This window comes from Candidatus Nitrotoga sp. 1052, from assembly GCF_927312905.1.
Lineage (GTDB): Bacteria > Pseudomonadota > Gammaproteobacteria > Burkholderiales > Gallionellaceae > Nitrotoga.
Genome location: NZ_CAKMHQ010000045.1, coordinates 1 through 16,302, shown reverse-complemented (window position 1 = coordinate 16,302; position 16,302 = coordinate 1). Strand labels below are relative to the sequence as shown.

Genomic DNA, 16,302 nt, shown 5'->3' with positions numbered 1-16,302 from the left:
ATTGCCATGCAAGGTTTTGTTCTCTCGGGTGTATGACCCCGTTCGTTCACAAAGCTGGCTAATCAAGTAAGTAAGATTCGCTGGGATGGGAAAATATTTCCCAGTTCGCAAAATCTTGCGCAATCATCACGCGAATTTATGAAACGTTCGGGCTAGTAGCTAGCCTTGGAGAGTATCTGGTGTCGCAAACGAACCCTGCCATTCTTGTGCTTGCCGATGGGACGGTGTTTCGTGGTACTGCCATTGGCGTTTCTGGCATGTGCGTGGGCGAGGTGGTGTTTAATACCTCGATGACCGGCTACCAGGAAATTCTTACCGACCCTTCTTACTTTAAACAAATTGTCACCCTGACTTATCCTCATGTCGGCAACGTGGGCGTAAATGCTGAGGACGAAGAATCGCGCCGAGTGTTCGCCAGCGGATTGGTGATCCGCGATTTATCCCTGACGGTGAGCAACTGGCGCAGCACGCAATCGCTGTCCGATTACCTCAAAGCCAATAAAGTAGTGGCGATTTCCGATATTGACACCCGCAAGCTAACGCGCATTCTGCGCGAAAAGGGTGCTCAGAACGGCTGCATTGCCACCGGTATGGATGAGGGGGCGGCGCTTCAAGCGGCGCGCGACTTTGTGGGGCTAAATGGGATGGATCTGGCGCAGCATGTCTCTTGTGAAAAGCATTACGATTGGACGCAGCGAGAGTGGAATTTGAAGGACGGTTACCGCAGTAATGTGCATTCCGAGTTTCATGTGGTGGCATATGACTTTGGCACGAAGCTCAATATTCTGCGCAAACTGGCCGAACGCGGCTGCAAGATCACAGTCGTACCCGCCAAGACCAGCGCCGAAGATGTGTTGGCGCTCAAGCCGGACGGTGTGCTACTGCCAAATGGCCCGGGTGATCCCGAGCCGTGCGATTATGCCATTGCTGCAACGCAGCAATTTTTACGTGTGGGTGTGCCGTTGTTCGGTATCTGTCTGGGACATCAGATTCTTAGCTTAGCAGTGGGAGCCCGGACGGTGAAAATGAAGCTCGGTCATCGAGGCGCAAACCATCCGGTTCAGGACATGCAGAGTAAACATGTGATGATTACCAGTCAGAACCACGGTTTTGCGGTGGATGCGACGACCCTGCCGGCGAATACGCGTGTGACACATGTATCTCTGTTCGATGGTACGCTGCAGGGCTTCGAGTTGACCGATAAGCCTGCGTTCTGTTTCCAGGGACATCCTGAGGCCAGCCCCGGTCCACATGATGTGGATTATTTGTTTGATCGCTTCGTGGCGCTGATGCGCAAGAGTTCCTGACATGCCCAAACGTACTGACATAAAATCTATCCTGATCATCGGAGCTGGCCCCATCATCATCGGACAAGCATGTGAATTTGATTATTCCGGTGTACAGGCTTGCAAGGCGCTGCGTGAAGAAGGTTATCGCGTGGTTCTGGTGAATTCGAATCCGGCCACCATCATGACCGATCCAAACATGGCAGATGCTACCTATATTGAGCCGATCACTTGGCGGATAGTGGAAAAAATCATTGTCAAGGAAAGGCCGGACGCGATCCTGCCTACCATGGGTGGGCAGACCGCGTTGAATTGTGCGCTAGATTTGGCTAAACATGGCGTGCTGGAAAAGTATGGCGTAGAAATGATAGGCGCCTCGCGCGAGGCCATCGACATGGCGGAAGACCGCGAAAAATTTAAGCAGGCGATGACGCGCATTGGCTTGGCATCGGCGCGCTCGGCGATTGCGCATAGTATGGAGGAGGCGTTGCAGGTGCAGCAGGTGATGGGCTTCCCTACAGTTATCCGTCCATCCTTTACCATGGGTGGTTCGGGCGGCGGTATCGCTTACAATCGCGAAGAGTTCGTCGAAATATGTGAGCGCGGCCTGGAGGCTAGCCCCACTAAGGAATTGTTGATTGAAGAATCGCTACTTGGCTGGAAAGAGTTCGAAATGGAAGTGGTGCGTGACCGTGCTGACAACTGCATAATCATCTGCTCGATTGAAAATTTAGACCCGATGGGTGTGCACACTGGTGATTCCATCACTGTGGCACCAGCGCAGACGTTGACCGATAAGGAATACCAGATCATGCGCAACGCGAGCATTGCCGTGCTACGCGAAATTGGCGTGGATACGGGTGGCTCCAACGTGCAGTTTGCCATTAACCCAGAAAATGGGCATATGGTGGTAATTGAGATGAATCCGCGCGTATCGCGTTCTTCGGCGCTGGCATCCAAGGCTACCGGCTTTCCAATTGCCAAAGTGGCGGCGAAACTGGCGGTAGGATACACGCTGGATGAGTTGAAGAATGAAATTACGGGTGGGGCAACCCCGGCTTCATTTGAGCCGACAATAGATTACGTAGTGACCAAGATTCCACGTTTCGCTTTTGAGAAATTTACGCAGGCCAATGATCGTTTAACCACACAGATGAAATCGGTGGGCGAAGTGATGGCAATCGGTCGCACTTTCCAGGAATCATTTCAGAAGGCGCTACGCGGACTGGAAGTGGGTGTGGATGGACTAGACGGAAAAACAACCGATCATGAGTTGATTGCCGCTGAATTGGGCGCACCAGGGCCGGATCGTATTTGGTATGTGGGAGATGCTTTCCGCATGGGCATGACGCTGGAAGAGGTGTTCAGCTTAAGCAAAATTGATCCTTGGTTCCTAGTGCAGATCGAAGACCTGATCAAGCGCGAAGTGGCGCTGGCGGGTCGTACGTTGGATAGTATGGGTATGGAAGAGTTGCGTGGATTAAAGCGGAAAGGTTTTTCGGATAAACGTTTGGCCAAGTTGCTGGGAAGTGATGCAGCTGCCGTGCGCGCTTGCCGTCATGTGCTGGGTATCCGTCCGGTGTTCAAACGGGTGGACACTTGTGCCGCCGAATTCGCCACCAATACTGCCTATATGTACTCTACCTATGAAGAGGAATGTGAGGCACAGCCTACAACCAGAAAAAAAATTATAGTGCTGGGTGGTGGGCCGAATCGTATTGGTCAAGGGATCGAGTTTGATTATTGCTGTGTGCATGCCGCGCTGGCGTTGCGTGAGGATGGATATGAAACCATTATGATTAATTGTAATCCAGAGACTGTGTCTACTGATTACGATACGTCCGACCGTCTTTATTTCGAACCGCTGACGCTGGAAGATGTGCTTGAAATTGTGGCTGTGGAAAAACCGGCCGGCGTGATCGTGCAGTTTGGTGGCCAGACGCCGTTGAAGCTGGCGCGTGGCTTAGAGAAAAACGGTGTGCCCATCATAGGCACCACGCCGGACATGATCGACTGTGCAGAAGACCGTGCGCGTTTCCGCGTGATGTTGCAGCAATTGGACTTAAAACAACCGCCCAATCGCACGGTCAGCACGCCGGAACAGGCGGTGCTGGCAGCGCAAGAAATTGGCTACCCGCTGGTGATGCGGCCCAGCAACGTGTTGGGTGGGCGTGCCATGGAGATCGTTCATTCCCAGCCTGATTTGGAACGTTATATGCGCGAGGCAGTGGAGAGCGCCAATATTTTTCCAGAACGCATGCCGATTTTGCTCGACCGCTTTCTTAATGATGCGATTGAGGTGGATGTGGATGCGGTAAGTGACGGTATAGACGTGCTGGTCGGCGGTATCATGGAGCATATCGAAGAGGCTGGTGTACATTCTGGCGACTCGGCCTGTTCTTTGCCACCTTTTAGTTTGTCGTTAAAGCTTCAGGATGAGTTGCGTCGCCAGACCAAGGCGATGGCCAGAGCGCTGAATGTAGTCGGCCTGATGAATGTACAGTATGCCATTCAGGGTGAATCTGTATTTGTACTGGAAGTAAATCCGCGCGCCTCACGCACCGTGCCCTTCGTGTCCAAAGCTACTGGAATTCCGCTGGCCAAGGTGGCTGCACGTTGCATGGTTGGTAAAACTTTGGCGCAGCAGGGCGTGACTAAAGAAGTTATTCCGTCGTATTATTCGGTTAAGGAGGCGGTGTTTCCATTTATTAAGTTCCCCGGTGTGGATATCATTCTTGGCCCAGAAATGAAATCCACTGGAGAGGTAATGGGTGTGGGCGACACCTTTGCGGAAGCCTTTGTTAAATCCCAATTGGCGGCGGGAGTGAAGTTGCCGTCCACCGGCAAGGTGTTCATCAGTGTACGTGGTGCGGATAAGTTGGGTGCCGTGGAAATTGCCAAGAGCCTGCGCGATATGGGCTTTGCCGTGTTGGCCACGCGTGGTACTGCTGCAGCATTAGCGGCCGCGGATGTTGTTGTGACTGTGGCGAACAAGGTGGCAGAAGGTCGTCCGCACATCGTGGATATGATCAAGAACGGCGAGATCAGTCTGATTATTAACACAGTGGACAGTAAGCGCAGTGCGATGCAAGATTCTTATTCTATCCGTCATGCCGCATTGCAGGGACGTGTGACTTATTACACCACTCTGGCAGGTGCGCGCGCAGCTTGTTTGGGCATGCAGCACATTGCTGAATTAAATGTGTATGACTTGCAGACGCAGCATCAGCGTCTGATTCATTAAGAACGTAAGAAGGAAGAATCAGTATGAGCAAGATTCCATTAACCGTGGTAGGTGCTGAACTATTGCGTAACGAACTGCATCATTTGAAAACCGTGGATCGCCCATGGGTAATAAATGCCATTTCCGAAGCGCGCGCGCAAGGTGATTTGTCGGAAAATGCTGAATATGAAGCGGCTAAAGAACGCCAAAGCTTTGTTGAGGGGCGCATCATAGAATTGGGAAGCAAGCTGGGTAATGCTCAAGTGATAGATCCAAAGACCCTCAACGCAGACGGTCGTTGTGTGTTTGGCGCGACCGTGAGGCTGGAAGATCTCGCAAGCGGCGATGTGGTGACTTATCAGATTGTTGGAGATGATGAAGCGGACATCAGGCAATGCAAGATTTCCATCAGCTCACCAATTGCGCGGGCACTGATAGGCAAGTACAGCGGAGATGTTGCTGAAGTTCAAGCTCCAGGCGGGGTTCGCGAATATGAAATCGTGAACGTGCAATATATTTAAGCCTTCCAAGCACTCGTGGCAACCATAAGAAATACGCAGGTGCGCCCTCCATCACTGCTAGTGACCTCTAAGCATCTAGGGGTAGCAGTATGGCCGTTTCGCTCACCTCTGCTCTAAGAGGTGGCAGGACGTAATGCAAGGCTGGGAGGTTTAGCGGCTACCCAACTGTTTTTTGCTGAGTAGTTTGCCTTTATGCTGTGCAGGTTTTTTCTCGGGTACATCTTCTTGTGGTTGATATATAACCAGGATTTTGCCAATATGTTGCACCGCTACTGCGCTCAATTGTGTGCAAATTTGTTCCAAGATTTTCACGCGTGCGTCCCTATCCTCATTCATAACCCTGATTTTGATTAATTCATGACTCTTCAGGGCGCAGGAGATTTCTCCCAGTACAGTGGGGGTCAGTCCTGCTGATCCAATCATGACGGTGGGTTTAAGCGGATGAGCGCGCGCTTTGAGGTTTTGGCGTTGTAATACAGATAGTGTTAGCAATTTTATTGGCTCCTGATAAGACTGATATTTTAAACGATGAAGCGATCCAAAAGTAGTAAACAGTGGATGAATGAACATGTAAATGATTCATATGTGCAGCGCGCGCAGAAGGAAGGTTACCGCTCGCGTGCGGCATATAAGTTATTGGAAATTGATGAGCGTGACCGCCTACTCAAACGTGGCATGGTGGTGGTTGACTTGGGTGCGGCCCCTGGCGGCTGGTCGCAAGTCGCTGCCATCAAGGTGGGCGAAGGTGGCAAAGTAATTGCAGTCGACCTGTTGCCATTACACCCGATAAATGGTGTAGAGTTTATTCAAGGTGATTTCCGCGACGACAGTGTGATGGCGCAAATTGAGGGCAAACTAGGCGGCAAGAAAATTGGACTTGTAATCTCTGATATGTCCCCCAATATTAGTGGCATCAACATGACCGATCAGGCACGTGCTATGCATTTGGCGGAACTGGCGCTGGACTTTTCATTACGCCATTTGCAACCAAGCGGCGCATTTCTGGTGAAAGTGTTTCAAGGCGTAGGTTTTGAGGACTATATTAAATTGATGCGCAGTTACTTTGCTCGAGTGGTGACGCGCAAGCCAGATTCATCACGTGATCGAAGCAATGAACTATATCTCTTGGGAACCTCAAAATTTGAGAGCACATTTGAAAATGCAACTTTCTAAGTTGAGACAAGACGCGAGATAAGTTTAATACGCAGTACATATTTTACATGTAAGCGGTAAAATCTATAAATTAACGCAGTAATGCAATATTGTTGGATTTATAGTGGTGCCCTTGAGTAATCGGGTCAGACGTAGTCTAATGGATGCATGGTAGCGACTGTGCGCTGGTTAAGGAGTAACTTTGAACAACTTGTTTAAGAGTATCGGAATTTGGATGGTCGTGGCGCTGGTGCTGATGACCGTATTCAATCAATTCAACACGCGCCAGCAGCAGACTTCGCAAACGCAGATGGATTACTCGCGCTTTCTGGAAGAAGTCAGGCTGGGGAGCATCACCAAAGTAACTATCGAAGGACGCATGCTGAAGGCTGTTACTAACGATGGTAAGCGCATCACCAGCTATGCGCCGCAAGATTTGTGGTTAGTATCTGACTTGATCAAGAACGGCGTCACGATTGAGGCCAAGCCGGAAGAGGAGCAATCCTTTCTGATGAGCATTTTTGTTTCGTGGTTCCCAATGTTGCTGCTCATTGGCGTGTGGGTTTTTTTCATGCGCCAGATGCAAGGCGGCGGTAAAGGAGGGGGGCTTTTCTCTTTTGGCAAGAGCAAGGCGCGCATGCTGGACGAGACTAAAGAACGTGTTACCTTTGCAGATGTGGCAGGTTGTGATGAGGCCAAGGAAGAAGTATCCGAGATTGTAGATTTCCTGCGCGACCCAACAAAATTTCAAAATTTGGGCGGTCGTATTCCGCGCGGGGTGCTATTGCTGGGTAGCCCCGGTACCGGCAAGACGCTGCTGGCAAAGGCCATTGCGGGTGAAGCGAACGTGCCGTTCTTTTCAATCTCTGGTTCTGATTTTGTAGAAATGTTTGTCGGAGTGGGCGCGGCACGCGTACGCGACATGTTCGAGCAGGCTAAGAAACAGGCGCCGTGCATTGTGTTCATTGATGAAATTGATGCAGTCGGTCGCCAGCGCGGCGCTGGCTTGGGCGGCGGCAATGATGAGCGTGAGCAAACCCTTAATGCGTTGCTGGTGGAAATGGATGGTTTTGAAGGAGCCAGCGGCGTGATAGTGATCGCTGCGACCAATCGTCCCGATGTACTCGACTCAGCACTGTTGCGTCCGGGCCGTTTTGATCGCCAAGTAGTCGTGCCGTTGCCGGATATTCGTGGCCGCGAACAGATTCTGATGGTGCATATGCGCAAAGTGCCTATTGCGCCTGACGTGAAAGCCGATATTTTGGCGCGTGGTACACCCGGCATGTCTGGTGCTGACCTGGCGAATCTGGTAAACGAGGCGGCACTGTTTGCCGCACGGCGCAGCAAGCGCTTCGTCGAGATGGACGATTTCGAGGCAGCCAAGGATAAGATCATGATGGGTGCGGAACGCCGCTCAGTTGTCATGCCAGAAGAGGAGCGTCGCAACACCGCTTACCATGAATCTGGCCATGCGGTTGTGGCCAAGTTGCTGCCAAAAACTGATCCGGTTCATAAGGTTACTATAATTCCGCGTGGACGTGCGCTGGGGTTGACCATGCAGTTGCCAGCGGAAGATCGTTACAGCATGGACAAGAATCGGATCCTTGATACGCTTGCGGTATTGTTCGGCGGCCGTATTGCGGAAGAGATTTTCATGCACCAAATGACTACCGGAGCTTCCAATGACTTTGAGCGTGCCACTGAAATGGCACGCCGCATGGTAACACAATGGGGTATGTCGGAAGCCTTGGGGACGATGGTATATGGCGAAAATGAAGGTGAGGTATTTCTTGGGCGCTCCGTGACTACCCACAAGAATGTTTCAGAAGCCACCATGCAGAAAGTGGATGAGGAAATTCGCCGCATCATAGACCAGCAGTACGCATTGGCTCGAGGACTGATTGAAGCCAATCGGGACAAAGTCGAAGCGATGGCGAAAGCACTGCTTGAATTTGAAACCTTGGATTCCGACCAGCTCGACGATATTATGGCCGGTAAACCGCCACGTCCGCCCAAGGTCATCCAGTCGAGCAAAGATGCCCAGCCGCCCCAGGATGCAGCGCCGACAGCATCGGGAACTCCATCTGCTCCTCAGCCAGCGCCGGGAGCTTGAAAAGCTGAGAAGGATGATTTAAGGGAAAGGGATGAGGTGCATGTTTCCGTGCTTCTAGATGTTCCCACTTCCCTTTTTATCCTTTTACCTTCACCTATCACATGCTTCTCCACTGTGGCTCATTCAAGCTGGACCTGTCCCGCACTTTGGTTATGGGCATCGTCAATATTACCCCCGACTCATTTTATGATGGCGGGCATCATTCACAACGCGATGCAGCGCTAGTTCATGCACACCAACTGATTCAAGAAGGCGCTGACCTTCTCGACATAGGCGGTGAATCCACGCGTCCCGGCGCGCTATCGATCAGCGTGCAGGAAGAGTTGGATCGCATCATGCCGGTAATTGAAGGCTTGCACGGTGCCCCGGTTCCTCTTTCAGTGGATACCTATAAACCAGAAGTGATGCGCTCGGCATTGGCGGCAGGAGCGAGCATGATCAATGATATCAATGCGCTGCAACAACCGGATGCGCTGGCCGTTGTGGCAGCAAGCGATGCAGCGGTGTGCCTGATGCACAAGCAAGGCCCGCCCCAGACAATGCAGCAACCGCACTATCAGGATGTAGTGGCAGAGGTGCTTCAATTCCTGCGTTCACGTACATTATCCGCGCAAAAGGCAGGTATCGCGCGGGAGCGCATCATGGTCGATCCGGGTTTTGGCTTTGACAAAACCTTGGCGCATAATCTCGCCCTGTTAAGGCATCTGGATAAATTTTCTGTATTGGGTGTACCACTACTAGCCGGGATCTCACGTAAATCCATGTTGGGGACAATTACTGGCCAAGACGTGGAACACCGAGTACATGCCAGCGTAGCGGCTGCGTTGCTGGCAGTGATGCGGGGAGCATGCATGGTGCGCGTGCATGATGTGCGTGCCACAGTAGATGCTTTGAAAATTTGGAACGCTGTGGAAGGAGTCGACTTGTGAGTAAAAAATTTTTTGGTACTGATGGTGTGCGTGGACGGGTGGGTGAATATCCTATTACGCCGGAATTTGTCATGCACTTGGGCTATTCCGCAGGCAAAGTGCTGGCTTCCGCAGATTGGCACTTGTCACAGGGTGAAAATCCCGGAGTACTGATAGGCAAGGACACGCGTATTTCTGGCTATCTGCTTGAATCGGCTTTGCAGGCGGGTTTGATTGCCGCCGGGGTAGACATTTATCTGGCCGGACCGGTGCCAACGCCTGCAGTGGCTTATCTAACTCGTGCATTGCGTTTGCAGGCGGGTATCGTGATTTCCGCTTCGCATAATCTGTTCGAGGATAATGGCATCAAGTTTTTTTCCAGCCAAGGCAGCAAGCTGGCAGATGAAACGGAGTACGCCATCGAAGCAATGCTGGAAACATCAATAGAAACCATGCCTTCGGCTAGGCTGGGTAAAGCCAAACGCTTATCAGATGCGGCAGGCCGTTACATTGAGTTTTGCAAGAGTAGCTTTCCTTACGATTTAGACCTGCGCGGCCTGAAATTGGTGGTGGATTGCGCGCACGGTGCTTGCTATCAGATTGCCCGACATGTTTTCCACGAACTGGGTGCGGATGTTGTAGCTATCGGTGTGCAGCCGGATGGTAAAAATATCAACGATGGTTATGGCGCGACTGCTCCGGCCAATTTGCAGCAAGCCGTTAAAGATCATCATGCCGATCTCGGTATTGCTCTCGACGGTGACGGCGACCGATTGGTGATGGTGGATGCGGATGGATGTTTGTACGATGGCGACCATCTTCTCTACATTATTGCCAAACACCGCCATGTGCAGGGCACGCTCAAGGGTGGGGTGGTGGGGACACTAATGACCAATCTGGCTTTCGAGCATGCCATGCAACGCATGCACGTTCCCTTCGCGCGCGCCAAGGTGGGTGATCGTCATGTGATGGAAACGATGTTGCAACAAGACTGGCAACTTGGCGGTGAAAATTCCGGCCATATCATCTGTCTCGATCGGCACACAACGGGCGATGGCATCATCTCCGCCTTGCAAGTATTGCATGCACTTCGCATTAACCAGCAGACCCTGGCTCAAGCTGTTTCAGATTTGACACTTTATCCACAAATATTGCTGAACGTGCGAGTTGCCAGAGGGGCTGATTGCTCTGCGCATGCCAGCATACGTGAAGTGGTGACTGCTGCCGAAGCGGCGCTCGATGGTTGTGGCAGAGTATTGCTGAGGCCTTCTGGAACCGAACCATTGTTGCGCGTGATGGTGGAAGGCGAGGATGGCGAGAAAGTGCGGCACTGGGCGGAAACCATCGCACAAGCCGTACGAGAGGTGGCGCAGACAACCTGATAGGAATTAAGTCCTTCCCAACCGAGGCACGTGCTCATTGCCGAGAGCAATTCTTGCTAAATTATATTGAACCCAATTGCATGTGAGTAACGATGACGGCTAATCTGACGCATTACCGTTAGATTAGCGGCCTGGTTGCGCTGGTTGTTTCACGCTTGTATCAGATATATCTTTTTTGATAAGGTTTTCGACGCTCACCGCAAGAGTTTTGTCCTCACCATGATTGGACGGCGTGAGCTTGAAATTCCGTGACAGCGTTTGTGCTTTCAGTACTTCAGCTGCATTCATGAGACTTGCCACATTATCTCGCCCCGAAATGCCGGGTTCATAGCCTTGTGCGGACGCGAGGTTGTACCAGACGTAAGCCTGCGTCAGATCACGTTGGATGCCTTCACCGGTTTTGTAAAATGTTCCAAGTTGATACTGAGCTTCAGGGTAACCTTTGTGGGCTGCTTTCTCAATCCATTGAGCAGCAGCGGTGAAATCCTGCAATACGCCACGGCCATTTCTATAAAGCAGGCCGAGATTGAATTCCGCCCCTGCATGCCCCTGCTTGGCGGCCAAATCAAACCACTTCAGCGCCTCCTTGTAATTTATTGAGAACTCGCCACCTGGCATGTACATGAGCCCCGCAGCGTATTGATCATCGGCTTTGCCCTGTCTTGCTTTCTCGAGGATAAGTGTTCTGCTTGGCTTTATCTCATAAGCGCTGGGTGGAGAGGCAATGGTAGTGGCAGGTTTGGATAGCAGATAAATCGTGACAAGAAAGCCTACGCAGGCAAGCAAACCCAAGGTGGCTGTGACAGAAAGCTTGAAGGGCCCGCTGAATTTAAAGAACCGATGCTTGCAGTCACGGCAACGGTACGGCGCATAAAGAAAATGGTTCATGTGGTCTTCGTTTTTCTTCCACGAAGAACGGCGCACGTTCATGCTTTCGCAACGCGTGCATATCATTTGGTCAGCGTCCAATGGATGTTAGGCTTGCCGACACTAAAACGATGACCCGGTTTAGGGATAAATATTGAAGTTGCGGATCGCACTATCAAGAGCACCTTGTGAATAAGTCGAATATATTACACTATTGATTCGGCCCTCGAAAAGTTTCAGCCTTGTCCAATGTGGTATGAGCGAAGTAATCGGCCCGGTTGCCGCAAATCGCGCCGAAGAATCACTGTGCTTCGTTGTGGCAAAGTGGGGCATGGTACCGCTGAATACCGATTAGACAATGATGCACCGTTACAAACATCAGAATGATTATATCCGCCCTTGTTAAGCTGTTAAAGCTGTCTGCAGCCAGCTCGGACGATTGTTGAATTCTTCCTCCATGCTTAACTGGCAGGACGGGCAGCCGTTTTCCAGCCGTTTTAGCAATGCCTACTTTTCAAACGATTCCGGACTGGAGGAAAAACGCCACGTTTAAATCTGCGGCGGCATCGATGCATGGATTCTGGATGGTTTTTCACCGGCTCGCAATCCCGGAATGTGGACGCAGTCTGTGTTCGAGAAAATCGTGCGAATCTCTCAGCCGGGTGCCTCATTCGCCACCTATACTTGTGCCGGTTGGGTACGGCGCGGTTTGGAACAAGCGGGATTCCAGGTCAGCAAATCTCCAGGCTTCGGACGTAAACGCGAAATGCTGCAAGGTCATCTTCCCGGTTCGCCGCCGGTGCGGGCTAAGGTAACAAAAGTCATCGTGATCGGCGGAGGCGTGGCTGGCTGTGCCGTTGCCTCAGCTTTGGCGATGCGCGGAGTCTCCGTTACCCTGATCGAAAGCGCGCCGGCATTAGCTGCGGCGGCATCGGGCAATCCGCGCGGAATATTGCATATTCGGCTAAGCGCAGGCATGGACTCATTGCAACGTTTTTTGCTGGCCTCCTATGGGCATGCGCTTGCCTTGCTGGATGAAAAGCTTCCCATTGACGGCATCGCCCGTGCGGAATGCGGAGAGCTGCAACTGGCATTTTCTGCGCAAGAAGCGAAACGTATCGACCGGCTGGCGGCACTTGATTGGCCAGCGCATGTATTACGTCGCGTAGATGCGGCTGAAGCATCCGAGCTGACTGGTATCGAGTTGGCACATGGCGGCCTGTGGTTTCCCGCCGGCGGCTGGCTGGTTCCGCCACAGATGTGCGAGGCATTGGCAGCGAGCCCAGCCATAGTGCGGCGTACCGGCTATCGCGCGGAATCCTTGGCAGCGGTAGAGTCCGGCTGGCGGGTGGAGGGAAAAGACGAGCGCCAACAAGCATGGTCTGATGAGGCTCAGGTAGTGGTAGTTTGTACCGGTTATCAGGTGAAATCGTTTGCGCCATTGTCACACCTTCCCCTGACGCCGGTGCGCGGGCAAATCACTATGCTGCCTGCCACACCGCATAGCGAAAATCTGCGAACAATTGTATCTGCCAATGGTTATCTCGCTCCATCAGACGGAGAGCTGCACGTGCTGGGAGCGACGCATGATTTCAATGATGAGGCGGTGGATTTGCGGGCATCCGATCATGCAGAGAATTTGTCCAAGCTGGCGGACATATCGCCGACGCTAGCCAAGTCGATGAATATTGATTCATTGGATGTTGAGCAACTGAATGGACGTGCATCAGTGAGAGCTTCCGTTCCCGGAGCCATGCCGCTAGTGGGCGAACTATTGCCGGGGCTATATACCAGCTTGGGTCATGGCACTCGCGGTCTGATAACTGCCGGGCTTTCCGGTGAACTGATTGCGGCGATTGCATGTGGACAATTGTTACCACTGCCATTGGCAGTAGTAAATACATTGGCTCCTGTGCCGGGGCTTGTACGGCAGGTGGGCGACTGATGAATTCTTGGCGCGGAGTTTGGCAGCTCTTATTCCAATGCAAGCGTGCGGATCAAAACGTTGTGGCCGACAACACCAACCTGACCAAATCAGCCTGCCCCGTTGCGCCGGTCTTGCCGTAGATGGCGACCAGCTGACTGCGAACCGTGCTGATTTTTACGCCCAGTGTTTGTGCAGATTGTTCCGGTGTTAGGCCGTTGACAGTTTTGGCGGCGAGTCGCGCTTCGGCGGGGGTTAAATTAAATGTAGCTGACAAGATAAATGGATCAATATCTACCGCTGCACCTGGCTCGAATACTGTGAATAATGCCTGCGGTGTGCGGCCAAAGCTACCCATTGTGGCCTCGGGACGTAGCGCCAGCAACGTAGTCGCCACGCGTCGACCATCACGTCGCTTTAATCGAATCGACTGGCGATCTGCTGGGACATAGTCCGCGCCATGCGTAGTGAATGGCACCAAAGCCAGCTCGCGAATAGCGATAGTGAGATTAAGGTCACTCTCGCTGTCGCGGCATACCAGCAGCCCGCCCTCATCGTAAACCATGTCGTTACGCATGAGTAAGTCTCTGCCGGCCTGATTGCGATAGCCGATACGGCGCTGACTATCAATCAGCAGCATCGGCTGGCGCATTCTTTCCAATAGCTCAGCACCTACCGATAGCTGATCCGATTTTTCGGCCAGTGTTCGCTGGATATTAAGTGCCTTTACTAAATGTTCAGTGATACGCATGAAGACCTGCTTTTCGTCCAGACTAAGCGGTGGTCTGCCGGCCTTTGTGATGGTGCAGAATAAGCAAACTGAAGCACTATCTTCAAAAATTTTTGCAGCCAACAGAAAACGACCGCCATAAGGAATCAGGAATTCGGAGTAGTAGCGATCCTGTTGAACAAACGCTTCATCATAGTGGTCTTCACAGGAATACCAGTCATTGACAGGCAATATAGCCACATCCTTGAGACGTGGATCGACCAAATGATACTTGCGAAGATAATCTAAGCCTGCCGCTGGTTCCGCACTCCCGCCTTCATACGACCATTAAATGGCGTCCGTTTGTTTACGCAAAAGAACTGCACCGCCCATGATTCAAATACATCCGCCAACATGCTGATCGGCGTGCGCCAATTTTCGACACCGCTTCCTGCACTATAAATACGAGCAACAATATCATCATAGTGCAGCGCAAGACGTTGCAGAACGGCGGATGGTGGGTCGCACATTCGCGGTGCATTTTTTGTGTAATCGTCAGGCACAATACCACTGTTACTTTGCTCTTCTGTCATCACCTGCCCCCCCTTCACGCATTATTATATACAAGCGAGTGGTATAGCGGCTCGCTACCGAATGACAGAACAGACGATCTCCCGGTTCACGTTTAAGCAGATCGGCAAGCGTGGATCGACGTGAAAAAATATTTTTACATACTCTAACTCATCCTCGGCGGGAACTGAGTCGAAAGAGCCACTTTAGATGAGCGCCTGAGTCTGATTATCGATACAGACAAATTGGCAACCGAATCCATAAAAGCCAGTCGTGACTAGACCCAGCGCAATACGCCCGGTAAAGCTCCGCTACTGCCCGATCAAAATTATTCATGCTGGAAGTTCCCCGTAATTACTTTCACGCCGACTGAATTTTTTTCAACACTCCTAATGTCTCGATGTAACAGCGTTCAGTGTGCAAGACAATTATTTACGCTTCATTCTCCAAATGGTGGATGACAGTTTGTCACAGGCTCAGGTACCATTCGATCCGCGCATTGAAAAGCAGCCAGTAATTGCCAATAGCGCAGAGGACATTAACAGGAGCGAGTGATTTCCTACCTGTTAACCCAGCATAGGAAATCCCCCGGCTATGCCGGGGTGGCAGTAGAAGTTTGACATTTACGGGAGTCCATCTGCGACACTCCGAATCGTGAGCCGCCAAGCAAACGAAGAAGGGAGTATCGAGATGGACGACAGCGAAAGCCTAAGCCATAGTAAATGGGAATGCAAATATCACGTAATATTCATTCCGAAGTGTAGACGTAAAACGTTGTACGAGCAGTTGAGGCCGCACCTTGGGCAAGTGTTCAAGAGGCTGTCCGAATACAAAGAAAGTCGGATAGAGGAAGGACATCTGATGCCTGATCATGTGCACATGTTGATATCGATTCCGCCGAAGTATTCGGTATCGCAAGTCATCGGGTATATCAAAGGGAAAAGTGCAATCCATCTGGCGCGAGTATACGGTGAGCGCAAGCGTAATTTTGTAGGGCAACACTTTTGGGCGAGAGGATATTTTGTGTCAACGGTAGGCCGTGATGAGGAGTCGATCCGGCAGTACATTCGGCACCAAGAGGAAGAGGGCAAGCGCCTAGAGCAGATGCACCTATGGCGCTGACCTGCCACCGAAAGGTGGCCACAAGAGCAGGGGCCGCGTAAGCGACCCCGTTAAGCCGCTTTGAGCGGCTCACAAATTAAAGCCCCCGGCTTTGCCGGGGGATACTTACTAAATTTTAGCTTCACTTTAAAGCGACTATTGAAGCAGAGCCAAAATGGCAATTATAGGGATTTGTTTTCTTATCCATAGCAAAACATCGCAGTTTTATCCCTTTTGGTAATTTGACACTTTCTGAAGTTACAAGAGCGTTGATAAACCATAAACCATGGCGGATTCAACTCTGAAGTGCAACTGTTGTAAGCGAGTTCAGGTGACGACCCACCTGAATATACTGGAGCGATTGAATGTCGAAAATATGAGATGAGGCAGTTTCAGTTTCCTTTCGGGTTGGCTGGTTTTCTGTTTCTGTTAGGGCTGGCTGGTCTAGTCACAGTTGCGTCGGCTGGTACCGAGAAATACGACTATGACCCACTAGCAGCCTGTCGGACTTCCCCCCATTAAAAATAACAAATTGCAAGTGTAAAA

At 51.5% G+C, this 16,302-nt stretch carries 13 protein-coding genes; 9 read left to right on the top strand and 4 right to left on the bottom strand.

The genetic code is table 11. The features are described from left to right. Positions 1-179: 179 nt before the first annotated feature. The 3 genes from carA to greA are packed head-to-tail and all read left to right on the top strand — an operon-like array spanning position 180 to position 5,030. Entirely contained in the window at positions 180-1,307 is a 1,128-nt protein-coding gene (carA, locus tag MJ768_RS09275; RefSeq protein WP_239290850.1) for a glutamine-hydrolyzing carbamoyl-phosphate synthase small subunit, read from the top strand. Position 1,308: 1 nt separating this feature from the next. After that, positions 1,309-4,530, top strand: coding sequence for a carbamoyl-phosphate synthase large subunit (carB, locus tag MJ768_RS09270; protein ID WP_239290849.1), 3,222 nt, complete (start codon positions 1,309-1,311; stop codon positions 4,528-4,530). Positions 4,531-4,553: 23 nt separating this feature from the next. Beyond that, the gene (greA, locus tag MJ768_RS09265; RefSeq protein ID WP_239290848.1) at positions 4,554-5,030 is read left to right on the top strand and encodes a transcription elongation factor GreA; all 477 of its coding nucleotides are present in this window, start codon (positions 4,554-4,556) and stop codon (positions 5,028-5,030) included. Between the two features lie 150 nt (positions 5,031-5,180). Here greA and yhbY read toward each other — a convergent pair whose 3' ends face one another. Next, on the bottom strand, positions 5,181-5,522 hold the full coding sequence (gene yhbY, locus MJ768_RS09260; RefSeq protein WP_239290847.1) for a ribosome assembly RNA-binding protein YhbY: 342 nt from the start codon (positions 5,520-5,522) through the stop codon (positions 5,181-5,183). Between the two features lie 36 nt (positions 5,523-5,558). Here yhbY and rlmE point away from each other — a divergent pair, with 36 nt between their 5' ends. From rlmE to glmM, 4 genes are all read left to right on the top strand, one after another. Further along, a complete protein-coding gene (gene rlmE, locus MJ768_RS09255; protein WP_239290846.1) occupies positions 5,559-6,203 on the top strand; it encodes a 23S rRNA (uridine(2552)-2'-O)-methyltransferase RlmE in 645 nt (214 codons plus the stop codon). Between the two features lie 181 nt (positions 6,204-6,384). After that, positions 6,385-8,295: an ATP-dependent zinc metalloprotease FtsH gene (gene ftsH / locus MJ768_RS09250; RefSeq protein WP_239290845.1), complete on the top strand. Its 1,911-nt coding sequence runs from the start codon at positions 6,385-6,387 to the stop codon at positions 8,293-8,295. A 101-nt stretch (positions 8,296-8,396) separates the two neighbouring features. After that, a complete protein-coding gene (folP, locus tag MJ768_RS09245) occupies positions 8,397-9,224 on the top strand; it encodes a dihydropteroate synthase (RefSeq protein WP_239290834.1) in 828 nt (275 codons plus the stop codon). After that, a complete protein-coding gene (gene glmM / locus MJ768_RS09240; protein WP_239290832.1) occupies positions 9,221-10,585 on the top strand; it encodes a phosphoglucosamine mutase in 1,365 nt (454 codons plus the stop codon). The genes folP and glmM overlap by 4 nt, the downstream gene beginning before the upstream one ends. A gap of 123 nt (positions 10,586-10,708) precedes the next feature. On the opposite strand, the gene MJ768_RS09235 is transcribed toward glmM, so the two are convergent. Then, complete coding sequence (locus MJ768_RS09235) at positions 10,709-11,473, bottom strand: tetratricopeptide repeat protein (RefSeq protein ID WP_239290814.1); 765 nt, start codon at positions 11,471-11,473, stop codon at positions 10,709-10,711. A gap of 532 nt (positions 11,474-12,005) precedes the next feature. Here MJ768_RS09235 and mnmC point away from each other — a divergent pair. Continuing rightward, entirely contained in the window at positions 12,006-13,397 is a 1,392-nt protein-coding gene (gene mnmC, locus MJ768_RS09230; RefSeq protein ID WP_320415731.1) for an FAD-dependent 5-carboxymethylaminomethyl-2-thiouridine(34) oxidoreductase MnmC, read from the top strand. 52 nt (positions 13,398-13,449) lie between these two features. On the opposite strand, the gene MJ768_RS09225 is transcribed toward mnmC, so the two are convergent. Next, positions 13,450-14,370 (bottom strand): helix-turn-helix transcriptional regulator, encoded by a 921-nt coding sequence (locus MJ768_RS09225; protein WP_239290804.1) that lies wholly within the window; start codon positions 14,368-14,370, stop codon positions 13,450-13,452. A 20-nt stretch (positions 14,371-14,390) separates the two neighbouring features. After that, entirely contained in the window at positions 14,391-14,681 is a 291-nt protein-coding gene (locus MJ768_RS09220; protein WP_239290802.1) for a hypothetical protein, read from the bottom strand. A gap of 664 nt (positions 14,682-15,345) precedes the next feature. On the opposite strand from MJ768_RS09220, the gene tnpA reads away from it, so the two are divergent. After that, on the top strand, positions 15,346-15,777 hold the full coding sequence (gene tnpA, locus MJ768_RS09215) for an IS200/IS605 family transposase (protein WP_239290796.1): 432 nt from the start codon (positions 15,346-15,348) through the stop codon (positions 15,775-15,777). The last annotated feature ends 525 nt before the right edge of the window (positions 15,778-16,302 follow it).

Bases quoted from the DNA above. Each gene is read 5' to 3' on its own strand.
- carB (WP_239290849.1), top strand. From the start codon at position 1,309: ATGCCCAAACGTACTGACATAAAATCTATCCTGATCATCGGAGCTGGC.
- greA (WP_239290848.1), top strand. From the start codon at position 4,554: ATGAGCAAGATTCCATTAACCGTGGTAGGTGCTGAACTATTGCGTAAC.
- rlmE (WP_239290846.1), top strand. From the start codon at position 5,559: ATGAAGCGATCCAAAAGTAGTAAACAGTGGATGAATGAACATGTAAAT.
- folP (WP_239290834.1), top strand. From the start codon at position 8,397: ATGCTTCTCCACTGTGGCTCATTCAAGCTGGACCTGTCCCGCACTTTG.
- MJ768_RS09235 (WP_239290814.1), bottom strand. From the start codon at position 11,473: ATGAACCATTTTCTTTATGCGCCGTACCGTTGCCGTGACTGCAAGCAT.
- tnpA (WP_239290796.1), top strand. From the start codon at position 15,346: ATGGACGACAGCGAAAGCCTAAGCCATAGTAAATGGGAATGCAAATAT.